This is a genomic window from Salinibacter grassmerensis (genome assembly GCF_947077765.1).
Classification (GTDB): Bacteria; Bacteroidota; Rhodothermia; order Rhodothermales; family Salinibacteraceae; genus Salinibacter; species Salinibacter grassmerensis.
The window spans coordinates 68,128-93,751 of record NZ_CAMTTF010000009.1; the positions used below are offsets into that span (position 1 = coordinate 68,128).

21 protein-coding genes are annotated in these 25,624 nt (G+C 63.1%); 9 read left to right on the top strand and 12 right to left on the bottom strand.

All coding sequences use genetic code 11. The annotated features are described in order from the left end of the window. Positions 1 to 62 precede the first annotated feature (62 nt). The 3 genes from OJB03_RS14550 (at position 63) to OJB03_RS14560 (ending at position 3,928) form a co-directional block, all read left to right on the top strand. Positions 63 to 1,202 (top strand): 5-(carboxyamino)imidazole ribonucleotide synthase, encoded by a 1,140-nt coding sequence (locus tag OJB03_RS14550; protein ID WP_263788726.1) that lies wholly within the window; start codon positions 63 to 65, stop codon positions 1,200 to 1,202. Positions 1,203 to 1,337: 135 nt separating this feature from the next. Continuing rightward, entirely contained in the window at positions 1,338 to 1,850 is a 513-nt protein-coding gene (purE, locus tag OJB03_RS14555; protein WP_263788728.1) for a 5-(carboxyamino)imidazole ribonucleotide mutase, read from the top strand. Positions 1,851 to 1,909: 59 nt separating this feature from the next. Next, the gene (locus OJB03_RS14560; protein ID WP_263788730.1) at positions 1,910 to 3,928 is read left to right on the top strand and encodes a trypsin-like serine peptidase; all 2,019 of its coding nucleotides are present in this window, start codon (positions 1,910 to 1,912) and stop codon (positions 3,926 to 3,928) included. A gap of 22 nt (positions 3,929 to 3,950) precedes the next feature. Here the strand turns inward: OJB03_RS14560 and tyrS are convergent, their stop codons facing one another. The 8 genes from tyrS to ffh all read right to left on the bottom strand — a co-directional run bounded on the left by tyrS (position 3,951) and on the right by ffh (position 10,548). After that, positions 3,951 to 5,180, bottom strand: a complete 1,230-nt coding sequence (gene tyrS / locus OJB03_RS14565; RefSeq protein WP_263788732.1) for a tyrosine--tRNA ligase — start codon at positions 5,178 to 5,180, stop codon at positions 3,951 to 3,953. A gap of 57 nt (positions 5,181 to 5,237) precedes the next feature. Beyond that, positions 5,238 to 5,702, bottom strand: a complete 465-nt coding sequence (gene smpB, locus OJB03_RS14570; protein WP_263788735.1) for an SsrA-binding protein SmpB — start codon at positions 5,700 to 5,702, stop codon at positions 5,238 to 5,240. Positions 5,703 to 5,798: 96 nt separating this feature from the next. Continuing rightward, a complete protein-coding gene (locus tag OJB03_RS14575) occupies positions 5,799 to 6,611 on the bottom strand; it encodes an MqnA/MqnD/SBP family protein (RefSeq protein WP_263788738.1) in 813 nt (270 codons plus the stop codon). A gap of 66 nt (positions 6,612 to 6,677) precedes the next feature. After that, positions 6,678 to 7,034, bottom strand: a complete 357-nt coding sequence (gene rplS / locus OJB03_RS14580) for a 50S ribosomal protein L19 (RefSeq protein WP_263788739.1) — start codon at positions 7,032 to 7,034, stop codon at positions 6,678 to 6,680. A gap of 59 nt (positions 7,035 to 7,093) precedes the next feature. Further along, on the bottom strand, positions 7,094 to 7,816 hold the full coding sequence (trmD, locus tag OJB03_RS14585; RefSeq protein WP_263788740.1) for a tRNA (guanosine(37)-N1)-methyltransferase TrmD: 723 nt from the start codon (positions 7,814 to 7,816) through the stop codon (positions 7,094 to 7,096). 45 nt (positions 7,817 to 7,861) lie between these two features. Further along, entirely contained in the window at positions 7,862 to 8,458 is a 597-nt protein-coding gene (gene rimM / locus OJB03_RS14590) for a ribosome maturation factor RimM (RefSeq protein ID WP_263788741.1), read from the bottom strand. Between the two features lie 30 nt (positions 8,459 to 8,488). Beyond that, a complete protein-coding gene (rpsP, locus tag OJB03_RS15665) occupies positions 8,489 to 9,091 on the bottom strand; it encodes a 30S ribosomal protein S16 (protein WP_263788742.1) in 603 nt (200 codons plus the stop codon). Positions 9,092 to 9,162: 71 nt separating this feature from the next. Next, entirely contained in the window at positions 9,163 to 10,548 is a 1,386-nt protein-coding gene (gene ffh / locus OJB03_RS14600) for a signal recognition particle protein (RefSeq protein WP_272507365.1), read from the bottom strand. A 362-nt stretch (positions 10,549 to 10,910) separates the two neighbouring features. Here ffh and OJB03_RS14605 point away from each other — a divergent pair, with 362 nt between their 5' ends. Continuing rightward, positions 10,911 to 11,489, top strand: a complete 579-nt coding sequence (locus tag OJB03_RS14605; protein WP_263788744.1) for a 5-formyltetrahydrofolate cyclo-ligase — start codon at positions 10,911 to 10,913, stop codon at positions 11,487 to 11,489. A gap of 40 nt (positions 11,490 to 11,529) precedes the next feature. Beyond that, entirely contained in the window at positions 11,530 to 12,207 is a 678-nt protein-coding gene (locus OJB03_RS14610) for a PspC domain-containing protein (protein WP_263788745.1), read from the top strand. A gap of 10 nt (positions 12,208 to 12,217) precedes the next feature. Here OJB03_RS14610 and OJB03_RS14615 read toward each other — a convergent pair whose 3' ends face one another. The 3 genes from OJB03_RS14615 to polA all read right to left on the bottom strand — a co-directional run bounded on the left by OJB03_RS14615 (position 12,218) and on the right by polA (position 17,828). After that, positions 12,218 to 13,537 carry a M16 family metallopeptidase gene (locus OJB03_RS14615; protein ID WP_263788746.1) on the bottom strand — a complete coding sequence of 440 codons (1,320 nt, stop codon included), beginning with the start codon at positions 13,535 to 13,537 and terminating at the stop codon, positions 12,218 to 12,220. Positions 13,538 to 13,615: 78 nt separating this feature from the next. Then, complete coding sequence (locus OJB03_RS14620; RefSeq protein ID WP_263788747.1) at positions 13,616 to 14,929, bottom strand: M16 family metallopeptidase; 1,314 nt, start codon at positions 14,927 to 14,929, stop codon at positions 13,616 to 13,618. 118 nt (positions 14,930 to 15,047) lie between these two features. Further along, positions 15,048 to 17,828 carry a DNA polymerase I gene (gene polA, locus OJB03_RS14625; protein WP_263788748.1) on the bottom strand — a complete coding sequence of 927 codons (2,781 nt, stop codon included), beginning with the start codon at positions 17,826 to 17,828 and terminating at the stop codon, positions 15,048 to 15,050. A 258-nt stretch (positions 17,829 to 18,086) separates the two neighbouring features. Here polA and OJB03_RS14630 point away from each other — a divergent pair, with 258 nt between their 5' ends. Next, complete coding sequence (locus tag OJB03_RS14630; protein WP_263788749.1) at positions 18,087 to 18,770, top strand: HAD hydrolase-like protein; 684 nt, start codon at positions 18,087 to 18,089, stop codon at positions 18,768 to 18,770. A gap of 15 nt (positions 18,771 to 18,785) precedes the next feature. Here the strand turns inward: OJB03_RS14630 and OJB03_RS14635 are convergent, their stop codons facing one another. Continuing rightward, positions 18,786 to 21,596: a PAS domain-containing sensor histidine kinase gene (locus tag OJB03_RS14635; RefSeq protein WP_263788750.1), complete on the bottom strand. Its 2,811-nt coding sequence runs from the start codon at positions 21,594 to 21,596 to the stop codon at positions 18,786 to 18,788. Positions 21,597 to 22,180: 584 nt separating this feature from the next. Here OJB03_RS14635 and purN point away from each other — a divergent pair. From purN to OJB03_RS14650, 3 genes are all read left to right on the top strand, one after another. After that, positions 22,181 to 22,834 (top strand): phosphoribosylglycinamide formyltransferase, encoded by a 654-nt coding sequence (gene purN / locus OJB03_RS14640; RefSeq protein WP_263788751.1) that lies wholly within the window; start codon positions 22,181 to 22,183, stop codon positions 22,832 to 22,834. A gap of 19 nt (positions 22,835 to 22,853) precedes the next feature. Beyond that, the gene (purH, locus tag OJB03_RS14645; protein WP_263788752.1) at positions 22,854 to 24,440 is read left to right on the top strand and encodes a bifunctional phosphoribosylaminoimidazolecarboxamide formyltransferase/IMP cyclohydrolase; all 1,587 of its coding nucleotides are present in this window, start codon (positions 22,854 to 22,856) and stop codon (positions 24,438 to 24,440) included. A 160-nt stretch (positions 24,441 to 24,600) separates the two neighbouring features. After that, positions 24,601 to 25,608 (top strand): rod shape-determining protein, encoded by a 1,008-nt coding sequence (locus OJB03_RS14650; RefSeq protein WP_263788753.1) that lies wholly within the window; start codon positions 24,601 to 24,603, stop codon positions 25,606 to 25,608. Positions 25,609 to 25,624 lie beyond the last annotated feature (16 nt).

Consider the following 25,624-nt stretch of genomic DNA (forward strand, 5'->3'; position numbering starts at 1 on the left):
GCCTCAGCTCTCTAGGCCTGCCCCCATTTACACGCAATTTCGTTCCGACTGAATTTTCTCGCATGAGCTCAACGTTTCCGACAATCGGCATTCTTGGCGGTGGACAGCTCGGCAAGATGATGGCGGCCGAGGCCGTCCGCATGAGCATAGATGTCCGGCTGTTGTCTCCGAAGGAGGCCGGCCCGATGCAGTCCTACGCCAGAACCCAGGTCGGCGACTGGACCGACCCGGACGTACTTCGCCCCTTCACGGCCGACTGCGACGTGGTAACGGTCGAGAGCGAGTGGGCGCCCGCCGACGCCGCCGCCAAGGTGTTGCCGGACGACGCTGCCCTCTGGCCCTCCACCAAAACCCTTTCCCTCATCAAGGACAAGGGCGTACAGAAACAGCACCTCGCCGACGCCGGGTGCCCGGTGCCGGCGTTTGCACGCTGCGAGACCCTCGACGAGGCCTTTGACGCCGCGGACGAGCTCGGCTACCCGGTGGTTCTCAAACAGTATCGCGGGGCCTACGATGGCTACGGAAACGCCACGGCCGCTTCCGAAGACGAGCTCCGCGAGGCCTGGCCCGACTTGGCCACCGAGGATGGCGCGATGGTCGAAACGTTCGCGGACTTTGCCCGCGAGCTCGCGGTGCAGGTGGCCCGGCGGCCGGGCGGGAACCAGGTCGTGTATCCGGTCGCCTACACCGAGCAGCGCGACCACCGGTGCCACGCCGTGGAGGTGCCCGCGGACATCGACGCTGAGATTGCCGAAAAGGCCCGACACATCGCCCAAAAGTCCGTCGATGCGGTCGAGGGCGTTGGGCTTATCGCCGTCGAGCTTTTCGAAATGCCGGATGGGCGTGTGCTCGTCAACGAACTCGCCCCGCGCCCCCACAATACCGGACACTACTCGATTGAGGGCGCCGCCACCTCTCAGTTCGAAAACCATGTGCGGGCCGTTCTAGACTGGCCCTTGGGGGATCCCTCACTTCGAACCCGCGTGGCCGTAATGGTGAATGTGCTGGGCCGCCGCGAGGGCACGCCCCCACGGACGACGGGCCTCCCGCGTGCCCTCGACACCGAGGGCGTTACTCCACACATCTACGGCAAGCCCGACGTGCGTCCCGGCCGCAAGATGGGCCATGTGACCGCCCTCGGCACCGACCGCGCCGACACGCGAAAGCGAGCCGAAATGGCTGCCAGCGCGATTGAATTATAGTCGCTTGTGGATGCTCCTCGACGGCGTGATGGGCCTTTTCCCACACACAATCCGCTCCGTCGCCTGAGCCTTGCCACGCCCCGAGCAGTCTCCACGAATCTATGTCGTTTCTCTCCACATCCACCTCGACCGACCATGTCTACTTCCCCCGCACCGCCCGTCGGCATCGCCATGGGCAGCGACTCTGATCTTCCCGTCATGGAGGACGCCGCCGAGGTGCTCGACGAGTTTGACGTGTCCTACGAGATGCGGGTCCTCTCCGCCCACCGCACTCCAGGCGTCATGAAGGAGTACGCCGAGGCGGCCCACGAGCGCGGCGTGGAGGTCATTATCGCCGGCGCCGGCGGGGCGGCCCACCTGCCCGGCATGCTCGCCGCCACCACGCCCCTCCCCGTCATCGGCGTGCCCGTAAAAACCAGTACCATGAACGGCATCGACTCGCTGCTGTCCATCGTCCAGATGCCAGGCGGCGTGCCCGTCGGGTCCGTCGCCATCAACGCCGCCGACAATGCCGCCCTGCTGGCTGTTCAAATTCTCGGCGTTGAGAACCCCGACCTCCGGTCCAAAATGACCGCGTACAAGGACGACTTGACGGAGAAGGTGGGGGAGATGGACGAGCGCGTGTCCGACCGCTCGAGCAGCACTTAACCTGGATCTTCCCTAAGTCCCCAATGTCTTTTCGGAGATACACACTCGCTATAATCGGGGTGCTGGTGGGGTACGCGTGGGTGACAGGTGCCGCTACCGCCCAGGAGCGGACGGCGCTTCCGTCGCGCCAGCACGCCACGGCTCGATCGACGGCGGATATCGCCATCCAGACGCTGCCGACCGTCGATGTAGAGGCGCTCCGAGCCAAGGCTGAAAAACGAGCGGATAAGGGAGAGCCATACCGCTTCGGAAAAGCATTTGATACCGACTATTCGCTTCACAAAAATGGCACTTGGGAGCAGCTCCCGTCGGGTTCCTGGCTCTGGCGTCTTCGTATCCGCTCCGAAAATGCAGTTTCTCTCAACTTTGGGTTTAAGAATTTCCTACTACCCAGAGGTGCCAAGCTATATGTTCATGATCCAAGAGGTGAAGTTATACATGGCCCTTACACCCGAGAGGATGCCACGAAAGGGCAACTCTGGACACCCATCGTGCCCGGCAATCAGGCAATTATTGAACTTGAAGTGCCCGAAGGGAAACGGGAAAGAACATCTGTTCTCGTATCAAGAGCTAATCACGGCTTCCGCCCCTTAAGCCCAAAACCTACTAAGAAGGCCGATGTAGGTTCACGATCCTGTAACATTGACGTTGCATGTCCTGAAGCCGATCCCTGGCGGAATCAGATCCGCTCTGTGGGACTCTATTCCATCAACGGTACCGACCTCTGTTCAGGATCACTCATCAACAATACAAGCGAAGATGGAACGCCGTACTTCCTCACTGCTGAGCACTGTTTGGAAGGAAGTGAAGAGAAGGTTACCTCGATGGTTTTTTACTGGAACTACCAGCATCCAACGTGTCGTCCACAAGGAGGAGAAGAAGAAATACCTCCTACTACTGACGACAAAACCGACCAGACATCATCCGGTGCCCTTCTCCGAATGAGCTACGGAAACTGCGAAAATACTAATGGCTTCTGTTCTTCGAATGACATAGCAGGTAAGCCGGATATTACTCTTGTCGAAATCGACGAGCCAATTCCAGCAAGCTATAATCTTTTTCTGAACGGGTGGAATCGAGAGGAAGAATTTGCCCCATCAGAGGCTGTAAGCATCCACCACCCGAGCACTTACGGAAAGCGAATCACCTTCGAATTCGACCAGACCGCTATTACGGGCTTGTCGAACTCTTCCAATGACACTCACATCCGCGTCAACTGGGATAAGGGCACTACGGAAAGGGGCTCATCAGGTGGGCCACTATTCGATTCTTCTCAAAGAACTGTCGGGGTACTCTCGAGCGGCGGCCTGGGGTGTGAAGTTCAAGACTGGTACGGACGAATTTACAATGCCTGGGAAACGGGAGGTCCGATTGGTGCGCAACTCCAAGGTTGGCTAGACCCCAGAAATACAGGCTCGAAGACTCTAAGCGGTAGGCCTTTGAATGGAGAAACTGATGTCGCTCCGCCTGCGCCCGTTCAGGACTTCCAGATCAGCGAGGTTGACACTCGTGAGCCATCCGTGACACTGCGCTGGACAGCCACCGGCGACGATGGGCGGACTGGATCAGCCCAGCGGTATCTGCTCCGTTACGACACGACTCGCATCGAATCTGCGGCCGACTTCGAGCAGGCCCGGCCTGTGAACGTGCCGCTACTTCCTGCCCCCGCGGGTCGAACGGAGATCGCCACCGTGACGTCGTCGGACGGACTCGAAACGGGTCGCACCTACTACTTCGCGCTCGTCGCCGAGGACGACGCCGGCAACCGATCGTCTCAAGCATCCCCCGGCCGCGAGGCCGTACTGACGCGAGAGATTCGAATCGATGAGGGGGGCGTTGCCTCCGGGCCTACGTCTTCTTCAACGACCCGATTCGTCCTCGACAAAACCCAGGAAGTGCGCGTCGAGCTCTATGATCTGCTTGGGCGGCGCCTCCGGATTCTGCTCGATAGAGAAATTCCGGAAGGCTTTCGGCAGAGCGTGCGCATTTCAACAGGCTCCCTCTCCAGCGGTCCCTACTTTCTGCGATTCAACGGAGAGACCTTCACGGAGACGCGGAAGATCACAGTCGTGAATTGAGGGCGCTTCTCTCCAGCCAAGGTTATTCCTGCCCGTTCCAGACCACGCGCGCGAACCGGCGCTTTCCCACCTGGAGCACGAACGGCGCCTCCTCCGACACGTCGATGTAGCGACCGGTATCGGTGACCTTCTCCTCGTCGATCGTGACGGCCCCCTGCTCGATCATGCGGCGGCCCTCGCTGTTCGAGTCTGTGAGGCCAGCGTGGCGCATCAGGTTCAGAAGGCCAACCTCCTCCCCGTCCTCTGGCGCCGGGGTGTATTCCGGCATGTCGTCCGGCACACCGCCCTTCACCACGGTCTGTTCGAAGTGCTCCTCGGCCTGATCCGCGGCCTCTTCCCCGTGGTACATGGCCACAATGCGGCGCGCGAGCTGGGCCTTGGCCGCCCGCGGGTTGCTCTCGGCGAACTGCTTCACCTTCGGAAGCTGCTCGGTCGGGATGTCGGTGACGAGCTCCACGTAGCGGTAGATCAAATCGTCGGGCACCGACATGGTCTTGCCGTACATGTCCTCCGGCGCCTCGGCGATGCCGATGGCGTTGTCGAGCGACTTCGACATCTTGTCGGAGCCATCCGTGCCCTCCAGAAGCGGAAGCATCATGCAGACCTGGGCCTCCTGGTCATTGGCCTCCTGCAGGCGCCGCGCCAGGAGCAGGTTGAAGCGCTGATCGGTGCCGCCCAACTCCACGTCCGCCTCGATGTGGACGGAGTCGCGCGCCTGCGCCAGCGGGTACAGAAACTCGTGCAGGCTGATGGGCTGGCCGGCCTCGTAGCGCTTCTTGAAATCATCGCGCTTCAGCATCTGCGCGACCGTCTGCTGGGCCGCCAGCTCGATGACGTCGCTGAAGCTCATCTCGTCGAGCCACTCCGAGTTGTACCGGATCTCCGTCTTGTCCGGGTCGAGCACACGGGTCGCCTGCTCGTAGTAGCTCTGGCCGTGCTCGCGCGTCTCTTTGAGGGTGAGCTGGGGGCGTGTCTTGGAGCGGCCGGACGGATCGCCGATCATTCCCGTGAAGTCGCCCACAATCAGGATCGCCCGGTGGCCGAAGTCCTGAAACTGGCGCAGCTTGCGGAGGACCACCGTGTGCCCGAGGTGAAGGTCGGGGCGACTCGGGTCGCACCCCAGCTTTACGATTAGGGGCGTGTCCGTCTCCCGCGACGTGCGAAGCTTCTCGGCTAGCTCGTCTTCTGGGACAATCTCCTCCACCCCACGGCGGAGAACTGTCATCTGCTCGTCGACCGGCGGAAATGCCATGCGTACGTCCTCGTCGTCAATGATACAACGCGCTTCGATTCCCCCGTTTGGGCTGACCTAGAAGTTGTAGTCACTCTGCTCCCGCTCCAGTCGACGCTCCATCTCCCGCTCCTTGATGGCCTGGCGCTTGTCGTGCTTCTGGCGACCCTTCGCGATCCCAACCTTCAGCTTTGCCCATCCATCGCGGAAGTAGAGCGACAGCGGGACAATCGTGTAGCCCTCCTGCTCGGCCATCTGGCCCCACTTCCCAATCTGCTGGTCGTGGAGCAGGAGCTTCCGGTTGCGCCGCGGCTCGTGCCCAAACGGCCCGGCTTCCTCGTAGGGCTTGATGTACATCCCGTGGACCTTCATCTCCCCCTCCCGGTCAACCTGACAGTACGCGCCGTCCAGGCTTGCCTTGCCCTGGCGCACCGACTTTACTTCGGACCCCTCCAGAACGAGCCCCGCCTCCAGGGTCTCCTCGATGTCGTACTCGAACTGCGCCTTCTTATTGCGCGCAACGACCTCGGTGCCTTCAGCCATGGCAACATGAGACTTGAATTCGACAGTGGGTCCGGCGATCAGCTTTGCGTGGACCGGATCGGACTGCTCCGCGACCCCGCAGCAAGGCGTCCCGTGTTACGATTCCTCCTTTTCCTCCTCCTCGTCCTCATCGAGGTAGACGAGTGGGAGGTCGGGGACATCCTCCGTCACGTCGTAGTAGAAGAGGTATTTCCGGAACTCCGTCAGGCTCGCGATGGCGAGCTTGTCCAGCCCGGTGCGGAGGTCCTCGCGGTAAAACTCGTTCAGCGAGGCGGTGGTCTCCTGTGCCTGCACCCACACGTCACGGTTGTCGTCGGCCGCCTCGCCCGAGGCGATGAGCGCCTCGATCATCTCGTCGGTCGACTGGTCCCGTTTGGTGACGTACATCCCCCACACCATCGGGTAGTTGGAAAGCTCGTACCACTCGCGCCCGATGTCCATCGTAAAGGGCTCGGGCTGGAGCGAGGGCACGTTGGGGCCGACCAGCAGTGCCGCGTCCTCCTCCGTATCAAGCAGGGCCCGTGGGGGCCGGCCGTCGTAGGGGACGAACGTGGGGTCGACCTGATAGTGTTCGTGCAGGATGATCCGGGTGGCGATGCGCTCCTGCGCGACACGCCGGTCGTAGGCGATCGTCTCCGGAAAGTCATGCAGCCCTCCCTGCCAGACGAGCCGTGCGTACGGGTACCGCCACGAGACCATCCCCACACTCGGAAGCACGTCGATGGCGTTGCTCGCCTGCAGGGCGAGCATCGTGGGCATCAGGGCCACGTCGACCTCGTCCTCGACCAGCATCGCCGCACACTGTTCGGGACGATGCCGCGTAATCCGAAATGGATTTTCAACGGCACCGGACGTAAAGCCCGACGCCAAAAACTCAGCGGGCGGATAGTCCCAAATTGCGAGATCCATGGGGACGCAAAACGAGTCCGAAGTCTACGAGCAGGAGGACGCGTGCAGGCGCTTCGCAGCCCGCGACTAGTTCCCCCGAATCTGCTCCTGAATCCGGGCGTCCTTACCCGACAGGCCACGGAGGTACGAGAGCTTCGACCGGTTCACGGACCCGCGACGGACGACGTCAATCTGCGCCACGCGCGGGGAGTGGACTGGGAAAATGCGCTCGACGCCCACGCCTTCGGACACCTTGCGGACCGTGAACGTCTCGTTTGGCCCAGAGCCGCGACGCGCGAGGCATACCCCCTCGAACTGCTGGATGCGCTCCTTCTCGCCCTCAACCACTCGAAGATGAACGTTTACCGTATCGCCGGAGTCAAAGTCCGGCACGTCGTCGCGAAGCTGCGTCGCCTCGACGACGCTCATAAGATCAGTAGCCATGTCACTATTGCGTTGTTGGGTGGAACAAACAATGGTCGGTCAATGCCAGGGGCGTGCACTTATTGCGAGGACGCCCCGGTCGAATCGTTGGGGTCTGGAAGGAGGTCTGGCCGGCGGTCGCGGGTTTTCTCGAGCCGCTTCTCGTCTCGCCAGCGGGCAACGGCCTGATGGTCTCCGGACCGGAGGACGGATGGCACCTTTTGCCCCCGAAACTCCGCCGGCCGTGTGTACACCGGCGCGCCCAGAAGCCCATCCTGAAACGCATCCGTGAGGGCCGAGGAGCTGTCGCCCAGTGCGCCCGGCACAAGGCGGACCACCGCGTCGACCAGCACTAGTGCCGGCAGCTCTCCGCCGCTGAGAACCACGTCGCCAATTGACAGCTCACGCGTGACGAGGGCATCTCGAACCCGCTGGTCGATGCCCTTGTAGTGCCCCGCAATCAGAATCAGATGGCTCTCCATTGAGAGGCGGTTGGCCATCGACTGGTCGAGTTCCTCCCCATCGGGCGTGAGATAGATGATGTCGTCCGCCTTTCCGGCCGCCTCTTCGATCGCCTCCACGGCCCGAAACAGCGGCTCCGGCTTTAGCACCATGCCGGCGCCCCCACCGAACGGGCGATCATCAATCTGACGATGCTTATCGGTCGCATGCTCCCGGAGGTTGTGAACCTGGAGGGTGGCCACGTCCGACTCCTGTGCCCGCTTCAAGATGCTGTGCTGCAGGGGCTCCTCCACGAGCGACGGGAGGGCCGTTACAATGTCAATGCGAATGTGCCCAGGCATGCCGGTAAACAACGGTCGTCAAAGTGTGCCGCGGACTGCAGTGCCCTACGCGTCCATCAGTCCATCGATGGGGCGCACGACAATTCGCTCCGCTTCTTCGTCGATCTCGACAATAAAGTCGTCTATGGCCGGAATCATTGCTTCCGTGTCGTCGGGGGCCCGAACCACGAAGAGATCCTGTGCGGGCATCTCCATGAAGTTGACGACGGTGCCCTGTGCCGCCCCCTCCTCCGTCACGACGGTCCAGCCGACCAGGTCGTCGGCAAAAAGCTCGTCGTCGTCCAGTCCCAGGGCCTCTTCCGTGGCGAACACGTCCATCTTGGCGACCGTCTCGGCGTCGTCCCGGTCCGCAATGCCATCGAGCCCCAAAATCACCGTGGTGCCCCGTTTCGTCTTCTGGTAGCGGACCGAAACGATGTCGTGCCGGACGACGCGACGCGGGTGCGGCCCCACAAAAACTGTAGGCAGCACCTCAAATCGCGCCGGATTGTCAGTCGCGGACGGATCAATCTTGAGCTCTCCATCCAGCCCATGGGGGCGGAAGATGAACCCCACCTTCACAAGGTCGGTCGGCGGGACGTCCGTGAAGTCGGGACTCGGGTCCGTCGAATCGTCGGGCGCAGAAGCCATTGGGGGAGACATAGGGGGAGGAATCAGGGGACCCGCTCAAGACTACTCGTCCTCAGGCTCCTCTTCGTCGTCGGCGTCGGCCGACGCGTCCGTATCTTCCTCCTCATCCGCAGCGGCCTCCGGCTCGTCCGCCTCGGGGGCGGCGTCTTCATCTTCCTCCGCCTCGGCGTCTTCGGCCGCCGTCTCCTCCTGCACGTCCGACAGCGGAGTGGCCTGGGCGCGCAGGCGGGCTTCTTCGTCGATCTCTTCGGCCCGTTCGCGCTCGCGCTCCAAGGGGTCTTTGCCGCGTGTGCCCACGGCAATCTTCACCTCCTCGTCCTGCTCGGCTATGCGCTCGCGGAACTCCTCGACGGCCGATTCAATCTCGTCCGGCGACTCGCCCTTCTTCTTCAGGTGGTGATGAAGCAGGAGGCCCCGGCGACGCAGAATGGACCGTACCGTGTCACTCGGCTGCGCCCCATTTTCGAGCCAGTAGAGGGCCCGGTCTTCCTCCAGGTGCACCTCGGCAGGTTCACGGAGCGGGAAGTAGCGACCGATGTCCTCGATGTAGCGGCCGTCCCGCGCGTTGCGCTGGTCGGCGGCGACAATCGAATAGACCGGAATCTTTTTGCGCCCAATGCGGCGCAGTCGAAGCTTAACAGACACGTGTTCGTTCGGGTGTGTTCAGTTCAACAATCGTGAAAGGTGTACAAGCAATCGTACCAATGGGTCTCAGTCTAGCGTGGGCTGCGACTCTGGCCGCCACCGCCCCCGGTAATCTTATCCATGAGGCTTGAGATGTCTACATCCTGCCCCTTGCTCGTCATCTTCTGCATCGTCTTCATCATGTCCTTCATCTCCTCAAACTGGCTGACCAGCTGATTCACGTCGCGAACCTCGTTGCCGCTCCCCCGGGCGATACGGCGCCGACGGGTGCCGTTCAGAATGTCGGGGTGGGCCCGCTCTTCCGGGGTCATCGACTGGATGATTGCCTCGATGTGCGTAAAGGCTTCTTCGTCGATGTCGAGGTCGCTGATCTTGTTGCCAACCCCCGGGATCATGCCCATGAGCTCTTTAATCGAGCCCATTTTCTGAATGCGCTGGAGCTGGTCATAGAAGTCCTGGAGATCGAACTCCTCGGAGCGGATTTTCTCCTGCAGGCGCTCGGCCTCCTGCTCGTCGTACTGCTCCTGGGCGCGCTCCACGAACGAGACCACGTCGCCCATGCCTAGGATGCGCTGGGCCATGCGGTCCGGGTAGAACGGCGTGAGCGCATCAAGCTTCTCCCCGGTGGAGGCAAACTTGATCGGCTTGTTGACCACCGTCCGGATCGAGAGCGCCGCCCCGCCGCGCGTGTCCCCGTCCAGCTTGGACAAGACAACCCCGTCGTAGTCGATGCGCTCGTTGAACTCCTTGGCCGTGTTCACTGCGTCCTGCCCCGTCATGCTGTCGACGACGAACAGGGTTTCGTTCGGCTCCACCGTCGTCTTGATGTCCTCCACTTCCTGCATCATCGACTCGTCGATGTGCATGCGTCCCGCCGTGTCGATGATGACGATGTCGCGGGCCGTGTTCTGAGCCTCCGTGACGGCCTCGTCGGCGACGCGCACGGCGTCCTCGACGATCTCGCCGTCTTCTTCGACCGAATACGCGGGCACATTCACCTGGTCGGCCAGCGTCTTGAGCTGGTCGACGGCGGCCGGCCGGTACACGTCCGACGCAGCCAGGAGCGGCGCATGCCCTTCCTTGCGGAAATGGCGGGCCAGCTTGGCGCAGAAGGTCGTCTTCCCGGAGCCCTGCAGGCCAGCGACGAGGATCACGGTGGGCGGCGTTTCCGCCATCGCAACCCCCTCGTGCTCGCCACCCAGCACCTGAGTCAGCTCATCATGCATGATCTTCGTCAGCTGCTCCCCCGGGGTGACCGAGGTGAGAACATCCTCTCCCGTAGCCGCCTCCTTGACGTTCGCAGTGAACTCCTTCGCAACCTGGTAATTGACGTCCGCGTTCAGCAACGCACGACGGATCTCCCGCATCGTCTCGGCGACGTTCACCTCGTCGATGCGGCCCTGGCCCGTGACGGACTGCAGGGCGCCCTCGAGTTTTTGGGACAATCCTTCAAACATGATGGTGTGCGTTAACTCGTCTCGCCAATGTTGGGACCCGCCGCCGAGAGAAGCAGAACAGCGGGGCGGGTTGTCAAGCCAATGCCTAGTGCCAAATTTGCATCAGAGATTGGTCCCCTGAATTCTTGACTCAACCGGTCCCTATACGGGTTGGACGCCACGATTCGATCCATTCCTGAAGGGGTGTTCATCCATAATTCGCCACCCCATCTTCGGGACGCGGAGGCCTCTGTAACAATCCCCTCGCGGCGTCCGCTACACCGCACCCAAAAACAGGGATCGTTTTTAGATGGCAGCGCGTAGCTTTACACAAGATCTTGACCGAATCAATCGCTGGCCTTTTTCGACCATTGACGGGCTCGATGGGCACCCAAACCAAAGCCTCATGGCGCCGCCAGTTTCGGACCTATCGGCGTTCGCTGTCGGCCCGATCGTATCATGCCCGCAGCAGCCTGATCGTGCACCGGGCCTTGACCACGGCGGCTGCGGCCTCGGCACGCGTCGTGCACGTGTACTGGCCGATCACGACCCAACGCGAAGTAGACACGCGTCCCCTCATCGCATTGCTTCGAGGCCGGGACGTGGAGGTAGTGCTGCCGGTCGTCACGAGCTTCGAGGCGGATACCCCCACGCTGGAGCATCGCCGGTACGACGGGCCGGGATCACTGACGCCCAACCGGTGGGACATTCGAGAGCCTGAGAACACAAAACGGGTCCTCCCAGACGTGATTGACGTGGTGTTCGTTCCGGCCCTCGGCGTTGGCCGAAATGGACACCGGATCGGCCACGGGTCGGGATACTACGACGCGTTCCTCCAGTCGGTCACCTGTCCGCGCGTCGCACTGACGTACGAAGCCTGCCTGGTTCCCTCCCTGCCAAACGCCTCGCACGACGTGCCGGTGACCACGATCGTTACCGAACAACAGGTTCTCGCCCCGTAGGCGCATCTCACAGGCCTTCCCTCACAACGACTTCTCTGACATGTCTTCTCAACACTCCCGGTCTCGACGCTCCTCCGACACGACCGACGGGTCTTTTGAGCAGCCATCGGCCTTCGAGGTGGGCGAAACCACGCTCGACCTGGACGACATCTCCGAGGAGGAGTTGGACACCCTGTACTTCAAGGACGACACGGACGAGGCGGGCCTCTTCAGCCTACCCACCGTGACCGGGCTGACGCTGATCCTGGCCGGGACCATTTACCTGCTAAGCGAGCTTGGGGCGTGGACCGGCCTGGCCTTTTCCAGCCTCATCCTCCCCTGGCTGGTGGGAATCGGGGTCATCCTGCTCGGGTTCGGCCTTCTGACGTGGCGATCGTCGGGTGGAGACGACGACGCCGACTCCACGACGACCAAAAAGAAGGCAGTGGAGGCGAACACCGGGCAGACGAAGGTGGTGGAGGAGCCGAAAAAGTCAAGCAGCAAGAAGTTGACGCGCTCCCGCACCGACAAGAAGCTGTTCGGCGTGTGCGGCGGGATTGCGGAGTACCTGAGCCTGGATTCCACCCTCGTCCGCATCGCGTTCGTCGTTGGGGTGATTGGATCCGGGGGGCCGTTCGTGTTTGGCTACTTCGCCCTGGCCTTCATTATGCCAAAGGAGTCTCCTCTTACCCCGGAGGAACGACTCTCGATCATCCGGGACGAGGTGGACGAGTCGTAGCAGTGTCCGCTCACGCGCCCGCTGCTGCCTCCACGGGGTTGGGACGGGTCCCCGCGAGGGCCTCTTGAATCGACGCCGGATCGAGGTAGTCCTGAATCGCGGCGTTCACCTCGTCCAGCGTCAGCGCCCGAATCTCCTCCGGAAAGTCGTCGAGGTAGGCGACGTCGAAGCCCCGCTCGGCATTGGTCAAGATGGACTGGGCGAGGCGTTGGGTGGTAGCGAGGCCGACAGAGTACGAGCCGGTGATCGTCGTCTTCTTCGCGTCGAGTTCCTCTGCCGTCGCCCCGTCCGCGACAAACTCACGGATAACGTCCTTCGTCGCCGCGATGCCCTCGTCCAGGGTGTCGTGGCTAAGGGTGACGCTCGTCTGCCACGACCCGGCGTAGCGGGTGCTCACCCCAGACAGGCTCGACCGGATGCTGTAGGTAAGGCCCATCTCATCGCGGACGGTGGACATGAGACGCGCCGCAAAATTGCCCCCGAGGATGTAGTTGCCGACGTAGAATGCGGGGTAATCGTCATGGTCCCGTCGGATGGGCACCGCATGGCCGAGGCGCACATCCACGTTCGACTTGTCCGGCATCGGAACGGTGGTGCGGCCGACCTCCGCGGACACCGCGTCGGTGTCGTGGGTGGCCGGGGTATCGTGCGGCGCCCATCCGGAGAACGTCTCGTCGACGACCGAGGCGACTTCGTCGTGCTGAAGGTCCCCCACCACGGCGAGGGTCCACTCGTTGGCCCCGAAGTGGGCCTCGTGGTAGTCCCGCACGTCCTGTACCGTGAGGCCCTGCAGCCACTCCAGCACCGTTTCCGGGGCGGGCGAGTAGTTCGGGTGCCCTTCTGGGAAAAGGCGCTGCGAGAGGGCCGTGGAGGCCTGTGCCGACGTCTTCTCCATGCGGCGCTGCAGGTCGGCGGCCACCTGAGCCCGGGCCTTCCGAAATTCCTCGGGGTCGAACGCCGGGGCCCGCAGCATCTCGGCCGCGACCTCCAACACCCGCGGAAGGTCGTCCACCAGCGCCCGGCCGGACATTTCCACGAACAGGCCGTCGCTCGACAGGTCCAGCTTGGCGCCGCACGCTTCTAGCACGCGGGCCAGCGCAAAGCGGTCGCGGTGCTCCGTGCCTTTGTCGAGCAGGGACACCGTGAGTTGCTGGCGCAGCGCATCCCCCGCGGCGAGGTCCGGGTTCGTTACAAACGACCCCCGGAAGGAGACCACGTCGTCCACCGGCGTACGGAGCGTCAGAAGCCGTCCGGGGCCGGCCGTGCGGTCTTGAATGCGGGGGGCAAGATCTGGATCGGGGTGGGGAGGCGTGGAGGTGGAGTCGGACATGGACGGAGTGATCGGTGAAGGGCAGTGGGCGCGGAGACAAGACGGCGTCCCAAATGGAGAGGCCAGAATGAGGGGCTATCAGGATGTGGGGACGTACCGGCCGATGGTGACGCCGTCACTGGTCAGGTACGTCTGGGCAACGCGCTGGATGTCTTCCGCGGTGACGTCATTGAGGCGGTCGAGGTACTGGGTGTACAGCTTCCAGTCGCCCGCCGCGAGGGCTTCGTTGAGCTGCGAGGCGACGCGCATCGGCCCGTCGCGGTCGAACGCAATTTGGGCACGGAGCTGGTTGCGCGCCCGGTCGAGCTCCTCCTGTGTGACGCCGTTTTCCTGTACGTCCTCGATCGTCTCGTGGATGGCGTCCTCGACCGTCTGGTGGTCCTGGTCAGGGGCGAGGTACGCAAACACCGAGAAGAGGCCGGGGTCGCGGAGCCGGAAATTGATGCCGAAGACATCGCTGGTGAGGCCGCGGTCGGTGCAGCGCCGGAAGAGGCGACTGCCCTTGCCCGACGCCAGAACGCGCGCCAGCACATCGAGCACGTCGGAGTCGGCCTCCAGCGCCGGGGGGGACTTGAACCCCATGAGGACCGCGCCGAGCTGGCCGTCCTGTTGCACCGTCACGCGGCGGGGGCCGGACTGCTCCGGCTCTTCGGTGGTGACCTGCGGAATCTCGCGCGGGGCCGGGTCAATGTCCCCAAAGTGATCGGCCACCTCGGCCAGCGTCTCGCCACGGTCAAACTGACCGACGATCGAGAGCGTCGCGTTGTTGGGCCAGTAGAACGTGTCGTAGTACTCGCGCAGCCCATCGGGCGTGATGCGCTCGATGTCGCTCTTCCACCCAATTGTGGGGTGGTGGTAGGGGTGCGCCACGAACGCCGCCCCCCACACCTCGTCGAACAGGCGCGACACCGGATCATTCTGATTCCGGTCCCGCTCGTTCAGAATGACGGTGCGCTCATCCTCCACGTCGTCGGCGTCAATCAGCGCCCCCCGCATCCGGTCGGCCTCGATGTCGAGGGCGAGCGGCAGGTGCTCGGTGGGGAGCATCTCGTAGTAGTTGGTACGGTCGAGCCAGGTGGACGCATTCACCTTGGCCCCCACGGCCTGGAGCGTTTCGAAGATTGAGGTGCCCTTCCGCTTGTGGTACCGCTCGGTGCCCTTAAACATGAGGTGCTCCAGCATGTGGGTCGCCCCGGTGTGCCCCGTGCGCTCGTTGCGGCTTCCCACGTGGTAGGTCACCATCGAGGTCGCCACTTGCGCCCCGTCCTGGGGCAGCAGGAGAATACGGAGGTCGTTGTCGGTGAGGCGGTAGCACTCGATGCCGTCCGACGCCTCCTGAAAGTCGACGGCGGCGGGAAGATCACGGGGGGGAGCGGGGACAGTTTCGGTCATACGTATGGTGGGGCGGGAACGGAATGCGGTCGGGGGAAGACAAATCGGGTTCGTGACCAGAATGCACAGAATGCGTCGATTGTCCTCGCGCATCCCGTGTCACGAATTGCGCTGAGGCTCAGTGTGCTTCGAGCCAGTTGTCGCCGGAGTCCATGTCGACGACCACGGGCACGTCGTCGAGGGGCAAGGCCTCGCGCATCTCGTCGTCGATCAGGGTCTGTACGGCCTCCAGCTCGTCCGGGGGCACCTCGAAGACGAGTTCATCGTGCACCTGCAACAGCATCTGCGTCGCCCAGTCGTCATGGGCGAGCCGGTCGTGGATGCGGTTCATCGCGATCTTGATCATGTCCGCCTGCGTGCCCTGAATGGGCATGTTCACCGCCACCCGCTCGGCGGCACTGCGCGCGTTGCTGTTCGAGCTGTCGATGTCGGGCAGGTAGCGACGGCGCCCCAGAAGCGTCTCTGCGTAGCCCTTGTCCTGGGCCTTCTCCACCAGCTCGTTCAGGAGCTGCGAGACCCCAGGGTACGACTTCCGGTACTGCTTGATGATGTCCTGCGCCTCATCGACCGGCATGCGCATCCGCTGGGCAAGGCCCCACGGCGAGATGCCGTACGGAATGCCGTAGTTCACCTCCTTTGCCTTGCTGCGCTGCTCGGGCGTCACGTCCTCAGGGTCGATGCCGTACACCCGGGCCGCGGCGTCGGTGTGAATGTCGCCCCCATCCTGAAAGGTCTCCTTCATGGGTTCGTCTCCACTCATGGCGGCGAGGATGCGCAGTTCGATCTGTGCGTAGTCGGCCGAGAGCAGGGCCCACCCGTCCTTCGGCACAAAGGCGCGCCGGACCTGCCGGCCCATCTCGGTGCGGATGGGAATATTTTGGAGGTTCGGATCGCTCGACGAGAGCCGTCCCGTGGCCGTACGGGTCTGGTTGAAGCTGGTGTGCAGACGCTCCGTCTCGGGGTGGACAAGCTCGCCGAGGCTGTCGAGGTACGTGCTCTTGAGCTTGTACGTTGAACGCCAGTCCAGGACGAGCCCTGGAATTTCGTGCTCGGTGGAGAGCTCTTGCAGCACGCTCTCCTTGGTCGACGGCTTGCCGGTCGGCGTCTTGGAGACGACCGGAAGATCGAGCTTCTCGAACAGAATTTCGCCGAGCTGCTGGGTGGAGTTGATGTTGAACTCTTCCCCGGCGAGCTCGAACACTTCATCTTCGATGCCGCTGAGGCGCTCTTCCAGCCCGGCCAAGATGTCGTCGAGCACGTCCGTGTCGAGGCGAATGCCGGTGTGCTCCATCGTGGCGAGCACGTGCACGAGCGGAAACTCGATGTCGTGGGCCACGTCGAGCACGTTTCCCTCGTCCAATTGCGCCTCCAGCTCGTCCGCCAGGCGGTACGAAATGTCGGCGTCCTCGCAGGCGTAGGGGGCGGCCGTCTCCACGTCCACCTCGCGCATCGAGTCCCGGTCGGTGTCATCCCCAATCAGGTCCGCAATCGGAACCATCTTGTAGTTGAGGACCGACCGCGCCACGTCGTCCAGGTTGTGGTTCTCCTCGGGGGCCACCAGGTAGTGAGCCACCATCGTGTCGAACAGCGTCCCGCTCACCTCGACGCCGTGCTGCTTCAGCAGGAGCAGGTCGTATTTCAGATTGTGTCCGAGCTTTTCGGTCTCACGCTCCAGCACCGGCCGCAGCACGTCGAGGACCGTATCGGTCGGGGTGTCGTCGGGGAGGGGGGTCGGGACGTAGGTGGCCGTCTCCGCCTCAGAGCTGAAGGACAGGCCCACGAGGCCCGCCGTCATGGGGTCTCGGGAGGTCGCCTCCGCATCGAACGCATAGCGGGTCTCGTCCGCGAGCCGATCGGCGAAGTCACGGAGCTCCTCCTCCGTCCGGACGACGTCGTAGTCGACGGACTCCGGATCGAGCTCTTGAACCTTCTCGTAGGGGCCGAAGTCAAATTGCAGGTCCGGATCGTCCTCATCCGTCTCGTCCTCGAACCCGTCCTCCCCTTCGATGCCGAGACGGTCGCCGAAGGAATCAAACTCCAGCTCCTGAAAGAGGGACGTGAGCTTCTCCTCGTCCAGCTCGCGCCGCTGGAGCTCGTGCCAGTCGAGGCCCACGTCCAACTCGGTGCGGATGCGAACAAGTCGCTTGCTGAGGCGCGCCTCCTCGGCGTGCTCCTGCATGCCCTCTCGTGCCCGCTTTCCGCTCAGGTCGTCGGCGTGGTCGATGAGGTTTTCTACGGAGTCGTACTCCCGCAAAAGCTTCTGGGCGGTCTTCTCCCCGATGCCGTACACGCCTGGCACGTTGTCACTGCTGTCGCCCATCAGGGCCAGCATGTCGACAAATTGGGCCGGATCCAGGCCGTATTCCTCCCGAAAGGTGTCTCCGGTCTTAATTTCGAAGTCCTGGTCTCCCTTGGCCGGCTTATAGATCGAGACCTTGTCGCTGAGCAGCTGCTTGAAGTCCTTGTCGGGCGACACGATGACCACGTCCGCGTCGTCCGCCTCGGCCTGTTTTGCGAGCGCACCAATCACGTCGTCGGCCTCCACGCCCGGCTCTTCCAGCACCGGAATGTCGAGCCCCTTCACGATCTCCTTGATGTAGGGGATGTTCTCCAGCAGTTCTTCCGGCGGCGGATCCCGGTTGGCCTTGTAGTCGTCGTACATCTCTTTCCGGAAGGTGTCCTCCTCCCCCTCGTCGAACACCACCGCGGCGTGCTCGATGTCGTGGTCCTCGATCAATTTGAGCAGGGAGTTCGTGAACCCGTACGCCGCGGAGGTATTCTGCCCCTTCGAGTTGATGAGGGGCCTGCTGATGAAGATATAGTGCGCCCGGTAGGCCAACGACATCGCGTCGATGAGGTACAGAGCATTGTCATCCGGGGCGGCATCGGGGGCGGACATTCGGGGTGGTGCAGACTGGCGGGAGAAACGATGCGACAGGGCCGAGTTGCCATGATCCAAATGAGGCGAGTGACAACGACCGCTCCCTCTAATGTCCGGCGAGAGGACGAGGTTCAAGGATGCCCTTGTAGCACTCGTGCGTTTCTCATTGTTGCTGAATTCTTCCAAGCCGGTGCCCGGCCGGATCTACCGACGGCCGAGGATGGTATGTTCAGCGGCGACCGCCAATCTCTCTTCCCCCCGAATTTTCTGTACACGATGAGGCTTCTTCTCTTCGACATCGACGGGACCCTTGTTCGGGTGAATGGGCGTGGCCGTGAGGCCGTCAACGCCGCCCTGTCGTCGCTCATGGACCAGCCGATTTCCGCGGACGGCGTGACGTTTTCCGGCCGGACGGACCCGGCCATCGTCGAGGCGGTGCTGACGCACAACGGCCTGTCCGCGACCGACGCCATGATCGAGGACGTGATTTCGACGTACGTGGAGACTATGCGGGACGTCCTTACGCCGGCCGACGTGGAGGTCCTGCCGGGGGTCTCGGACCTACTGACCAAGCTGGACACCCACCCGGACGTACACCTCGGACTGGTCACGGGGAACGTCGAGCCCATCGCGTACGAGAAGCTGTCCACGCACGGCCTGGACGAGTATTTCCCTGTTGGGGCCTTCGGCAGCGACCACGCGGAGCGGAACCGCTTGCCGGAACTGGCCACCCGACGGGCCGCCGACCACACGGGCCACGCCTTCCGCACCCACGAGCACGCCGTCGTCGTCGGCGACACAGCGCATGACATCGAGTGTGCGCGGGCCGCCGGCGCACAGGCGGTGGCGGTCTGCACCGGTCGCTACGGACGAAACGACTTGTCACAACACGACCCCGATCTGCTGTTCGATTCTCTTCCGGGACCGGCTGCCTTTCTCCGTCAGACGCTGTCGGACTGAACCGGGGCCGTGCCTTCACTCGACATCGTGGGCTTTCGGGAGCCAGACCGTAATTCGCGTCCCCTCCCCCTTTTCGGTCTCCACATCGATGGTGCCCTCCATCTGCATGGTGGTCTCCTTCGTCACCGCAAGCCCGATGCCGGTGCCCTGATACTCGCGCGAAAATCCTTCTGAGGCCTGCCGAAACGGCTCAAAGAGTCCCTCAGCGGTTTCGGGATCCATGCCGATCCCCGTGTCTTCGACCTCGAAGGCAACGGAGCGCCCCTCACGGTACGTCCGGATCCACACACGCCCGCCCTCCTCGGTGTATTTGACGGCGTTGGAAAGGAGGTTTCGCGCCAGGATTTGAACGCCTCCCTCGTCGGCCTCGGCCCATGCCTCTTCTGTCTCCAAGTGGAGAAGGACCTCTTTTTCCTCGGCCCGCGGCCGGAGCTCTTCGGCAACGGCCCCCGCTTCCTCAACCAGATCGACCGGGTGGGCTTCTAGCTTCATCTCCCCGGCTTCCAGCTTGGAGAGATTCAACACCCCCTCCAGGGTCTCCAGCAGGCGCTTCCCGCTCTGCTCGATCAATTCGGCGTACCTCTGCAGCGGACTGTCGTCCGGCAGGTCGAGTTCTTTGGCCTCGGCATTGGTCGCCTCGGCAAATCCGATAATCGAGGTGAGCGGCGTGCGGATCTCATGGCTCATGTTAGCGAGCATCGACGACTTGAGTCGGCTCGCCTTCTCCGCCTCCTGCTTTGCCTCACGGAGGGCCCGCTCGCGCCGCTTCCGTTCTGTGATGTCCTGAATCGTCCCCCGGATGCGCACCACCTCTCCGTCCTCCCACTGCGGCTCCCCACGGATGCGCGCCCACCGGAGCCCCTGGCCGGCTTTCAGCCGCACTTCCAGGTCCGACGACGTGCCCTCGTGGAGGGCCGTGCGCAGTGCCTCTCGGACGCGGGACTGGTCTTCCGGATGGTAATACTTCACCGCCTCTCTCGGATTCGGATCCGCGTCGTAGGGAAACCCGAGAATCTCGTACGCCTTCTTCGTCCAGTTTCCTTCGTCGGCCCGCACGTCGTACTCCCAGGCCCCGACGTCCGCAATCTCTTGTGCACGGTCGAAGAGATCATTCTGTCGCTCCAGGTTCTCCTGGCGTCGATGCTGCTCGGTGATGTTGCGTGTGGTCCCCACGATCTGGCGCACATTCCCCTCGACGACCACAGGGGCAATGCGGGTCTTCCAGTACGTCGCCCGCTCCCCCAGCGGGATGGTCTCCTCGTACAAAAAGGCCTCTTGGTGCCGCACACACTGCCGACACTTCTCCATCATGAAGTGCCCGATGTCTCCTCCAAACACCTCCCATGGAGAGCGCCCACGAACCTCCGCTTCGGTGTAGCCAAACTGTTGCTCGTAGACGGGATTCACACGCCGATACTTGAACGTCCGCCCGTCCTCCCCCTCGTGCACGTCGAGAAGAAAAAGGGCATCCTGGGCATTCTGAAAAAGCGTTTCGGACTGTCGAAGGCGCCGTTCTCGCTCCTGCCGCTCGGTAATGTCTTGAGAAACCGCGAGTCCGGAGGGGACGTCGCCTTCTTCCCCCCGAATTGGAAGCGTCTGTACGCGGTAGCGCTGCCCTTCGTATTCTTGTTCGTAGACACACTTTTCCCCGTTCAACGCGCGCCGGAAGTGCCTGACGTGTTCCTGGGCGATCTCATCGGGAAACAGGTCATGCGGGGTCTTGCCTTCGACCTCCGACCGGGAGAGTCCTGCGCTCTCCAGCCCCTGCCCCCCGGCAAGCCGAAATCGGAGGTCTTCGTCGAAAAGGAACACCCCCCCGTCCGGAAAATTTTCGACCAGCGTCTGGTATCGTTCCTTTACCACCTGGAGGGTCTTCTCGCGCCGCACCCGATCCGTGATGTCACGCAGGTGAAAGACAGCCTCCCGGCTTTTTTCCTCCGTCTGGAGGGGGGCCCCGCTTACCGATAGAACCCGTTGGGTGCCATCGGGCCATTGGATTGAGAACTCCGCGTCGCAGACCGACCCATCCGTCCCCAAGACACGGTGGAACGGGACCTCCTCCTTCGACATGGTCTCTTCCCCGAACGGCGTCAGGGTCCACTCCAACTCCCCATACGTCCGACCAAGGAGTTCATCTTCACTGCTCCGGAGGACCTCTTTCACTCGCCCATTCGCCTGGACAAAGGTCCCCTCCTGATCGAGGCGAACGATCGCCCCTGGACTGGTCTCCACGAGGCGGTCCAGGAGATCGCGCTGTTGTCGAATCGTCATCCGGCCCCGGAGGGAAAAACTGACCGTGAGCCCCACAACGAACATGATTGCGAGCAAGACCGAGGGCTTTAGTTCCGGGGCAGGGGTCAGGAGCAGCCCTCCAGCCGTGGCCAGGCCCCCAAACCCGAGGAACCAGAGAACCGGCCGCAATGACTGAGCGCCGAGTTCAATGACGACCCCGATGGAGGCGTACACGAGCAAGAGGGCAAGCCCATACTCGCTTTCGAAGTCGTTTGCGGTGGCGATGGCCGTAACCCAGATCATCTGGAGATACATCAGCCCCCACACCAGCGGCACGTAATGGCGTCGGATCCACATGGAGGCGTAGGACAGCAGGAAAAGCCCTCCGAACAGGCCCGACAGGCCGAGATACGCCCACATGGGACTCGCCGACTCAAGCCCAGACAGCCGATAGAGAATGCTGAGGGACGTAATCAGGAACGCCCCGAGGAGACTCATCAGACGATAGAGCTGGATGCGATCCCCCTCATCGGACGAGAACGCTCCGTCGTCGGGGCGAAGCAGCGAAGAAAACGTCAGGACAAGCCGAACCATGTCGTTCTCGAAAGAGAGGATGACGCTCTCAACAGCCGGAGTGTTTATTCCACTTTTTAGCGACTGTATAGAAAAGGTATGATTGCTTAACTTATCTCCTCTTTTGGATAATGTTTAAACGTGAGGAGAAGTTCTTTTCGATATCGGTTTCTGCGCTGCCCTGACCCCGACAGTTGGTTGTCGGGATTCTCCACCAGCACGATCGTCGCCCCACTTGACTTCTCGCTGAAATGACCGGTGAGGATCATCTGCCTGATGGCTTCTTCTTCCCCCGAGCCCCCTGCCCGCTAGGGCGATCGACCATGGCCCGTCCTCCCCCACTGCGATCTTGATGAAATGAGTCTGGGATCTGCGCATCCCCATCGGAGTTTGCTGTTGCGACGCCCCCAGAACGGTCGCCCCAAGGGTCTTCTGAGGGGTGTTCTCCCGCCCCACAGGGGAATGCAGAAGATTCCCGCGCAGATTCCTGCGCACGATCTTACGGCAAATTTGCCGGGAACGTGCTAGCATTTTCTCTTCTCCACCTACATCTTGATCGACGCACAAGACTAATTCCTCCTCATTGTCCGACCGCCGGCCGACCAATGCGTCTCGCTGTTTTTGCCTCCGGGGAAGGGACGAACTTTCAGGCCATCCTCGACGCGGTCAGCGGTGGCGCCCTGCCGGCCGAGGTGGCGTGTTGTATCAGCAACACCCCGGACGCCGGAGCGCTTGAACGGGCGGAGCAGCACGACGTCCCAACAGAAGTGATCCCGCCTGCGTCGTTCGAAAATCCTGAGACCTTCGGGCGAGCATTGCTCGACTCCCTGGCCGCACAGGATGTGACCTTCGTCGCACTCGCGGGGTACATGCAAAAGATTCCACCGAGCGTGGTCGACGCGTACCGGGGGGCCATGACGAACATCCACCCGGCCCTCCTCCCCGCCTTCGGTGGCCAGGGCATGTACGGAATGCACGTCCACCACGCTGTGCTCGACTACGGCGTCCACTGGACTGGGGCCACCGTGCACCTCGTGGACGAGGAGTACGACCACGGCCCCATCGTGCTGCAGGAACCAGTCCCCGTCTACGCCAACGACACCCCTGAGGCTCTCGCCGATCGAGTTCGCAAGGTGGAGCATCGCCTCTACCCGGAGGCCCTCCGCCTCTTCGCCGAGAACCGGGTGCACCAGAACGACCGTGCGATCGAATTCGACGATCCCGGCCACCCCCGCCGCTCCCCCACTGACTCGGAATAAATTCCTCTCCCCCCTTCGCATGCCCACTGACGTCCCTTCGCCCGTTCGCCGCGCCCTCCTCTCCGTTTACGACAAGACCGGCATCGCCGATTTCGCGCGGCGGCTCCGGGCACTCGACGTAGAACTTATTTCAACCGGTGGAACCGCCGAGGCGCTCCGCGACGCCGGCGTTTCGGTTACCGATGTGGCCGACGTGACGGGTGTGCCCGAGGTGCTGGAGGGGCGCGTCAAAACCCTCCACCCGGCCATTCACGCCGGCATCCTCGCCCGCCGCTCACGTGAGGACGACATGGCGGCGCTAGACGAGCACGACTACGCCCCCATCGACCTCGTCGTCGGCAACCTCTATCCCTTCTCCGAAGCGGTTCAGGATCCAGACGCCGACCCGGAGACGGTCATGGAGTACGTCGACATCGGCGGCCCGACGATGCTGCGCGCCGCCGCCAAAAATCACTTTGACGTCGGTGTGGTCTCGGCACCCGACCAGTACGCCGCCGTCGCCGACGAGCTGGAGCAGAACGACGGGCACCTGTCCGCCCCCACGCGTCGGGACCTCGCCGAGGCGGCCTTTGCCCACACCTCCGCCTACGACCAGGACATCGACGCGCACCTGTCGCGTTCCTCCGGATCAGATGCGGACGGCGACACCGAGCCTCCACAGACCTACGACGCCTCGTTGCCGCAGGCCCAATCCCTCCGGTACGGCGAGAATCCACACCAGCAGGGCGCCCTCTACGGCGATCCGTCCGCGTTCTACGAAAAGCTGCACGGCAGAGCCCTTTCCTACAACAACCTGCTCGACACGAGCAGCGCCCTCGCGCTCATCGACGAGTTTCGCGACGCAGGGCCCACCTGTGCCATCCTCAAGCATACCAATCCCAGCGGCGTCGCCACCGCCGACACCCTTGAGGACGCGTGGCACCAGGCCTTCGCCACCGACACCCAGTCTCCCTACGGCGGCATCGTCGTCGTGAACGAGGCCCTCGACCGGGCCACCGCGGAGGCCATCGACGAGATCTTTACCGAAATCGTCATTGCACCCGAGTTTGAGCCCGGCGTGCTCGAGTTTCTCACAGAGCAAGACCGGCGCCGCGTTGTTCGTGCCACGCAGCCTGCTCGAGGCAGCGACCGGCTGGACGTCCGCTCCGTGCTAGGCGGGCTGCTGGTGCAGACGCGCGATCCTGTGCTGCCCCCCGCCGCCACCGCCCAAAACGACTGGGAGGCCCCAACTGCCCGCGCCCCCTCCGACGATGAGCGCGCCGACCTCGACTTTGCCTGGCGCGTCGCCAAGCACGTAAAAAGCAACGCGATCGTCTACGCCCGCGACCAGGCCACCCTCGGCGTCGGGGCCGGGCAGATGAGTCGCATCGACGCCTCCGAACTCGCGGTGTTTAAGGCCGAGAAGTCGGAACTTGACCTGACCGGTTCCGTGGTAGCGTCAGACGCGTTTTTCCCGTTCGCCGATGGCCTAGAGGCCGCCGCAGACGAAGGAGCACGCGCGGCCATCCAGCCCGGCGGATCCATCCGCGACGACGAAGTCATCGAGGCCGCCGACGCCCACGACGTGGCCATGATCCTTACCGGCCAGCGTCACTTTCGGCACTGAGTGCACGCCGGCGGTCGGGTCTCCGGCACGGCCGTCGGTCACGCGTCCTCGCCAGGGGTGGGCCCTTCTCGACCGCCGCCCCTCCAGTCTCTGCCCAACCGGCCGGTGCAGCCACAACACGTCTCTTCCCCCTCCGGCCCTCATCCGTACAGAACAATCGATGTTTTTCAACCTCTCTCAGGACGTCGCCATCGACCTCGGGACGGCGAACACCCTCGTGTACATTCGTGGTGAGGGCATCGTCCTCAACGAGCCGAGCATCGTCGTGGTCGATTCCGATACGAACGAGGTGCAGGAGATCGGCCACGAGGCCCTCCAGATGCACGAGCGTACCCATCAGGACATCGAGACGATCTGGCCGCTGCGGGACGGCGTCATCGCCGACTTCAAGGTTGCCGAGGAGATGATCCAGGGCCTCCTCCGAAAGGTGAAGAACAACTGGCTCACCTCCATCCGGAGCATGGTCGTGTGCGTCCCCAGTGGCATCACGGAGGTTGAAAAGCGCGCCGTGCGGGACTCCGCCGAGCACGCCGGCGCCCGGAAGGTCAACCTCGTGTCTGAACCGATGGCGGCGGCCGTTGGCATTGGGCTCGACATCCAGGAGGCCGTGGGCAACATGGTCGTGGACATCGGCGGCGGAACGACCGAGATCGCGGTAATTGCCCTCTCCGGTATTGTGCTGGACGAATCGCTCCGGGTCGGAGGGGCCGAGCTCGACAAGGCGATCGTGCAGTACTTCAAGCGCAACCACAACCTTCTCATCGGCTCCCGGACTGCCGAGCGCATCAAATGTGAGGTTGGCAGCGCGATCGAGCTCGATACAGAGCTGGACCTGTCCGTGAAGGGACGTGATCTCGTCAGCGGGATCCCCAAGGTGCGCACGATCTCTTCAGTCAATGTGCGCGAGGCCCTCCACGACAACCTCGAACAGATCAGCGCCGCGGTCCTTCGCACGCTCGAGCGCACCCCCCCAGAGCTCGGGGCGGACGTGCTGGAACGCGGCATCATGATGACCGGTGGCGGGGCCCTCCTCAAGGGCATCGACCAGATGCTCCGCGACCGCGTAGAACTTCCCGTGTACGTCGCCGAGGACCCCTTGAAGGCCGTGGTGCGGGGCACCGGCGAGGTGCTGGAGAACCTCGAAAGCTACGAGCGCGTCCTCACCTGAGACGGCGCGATGTGCT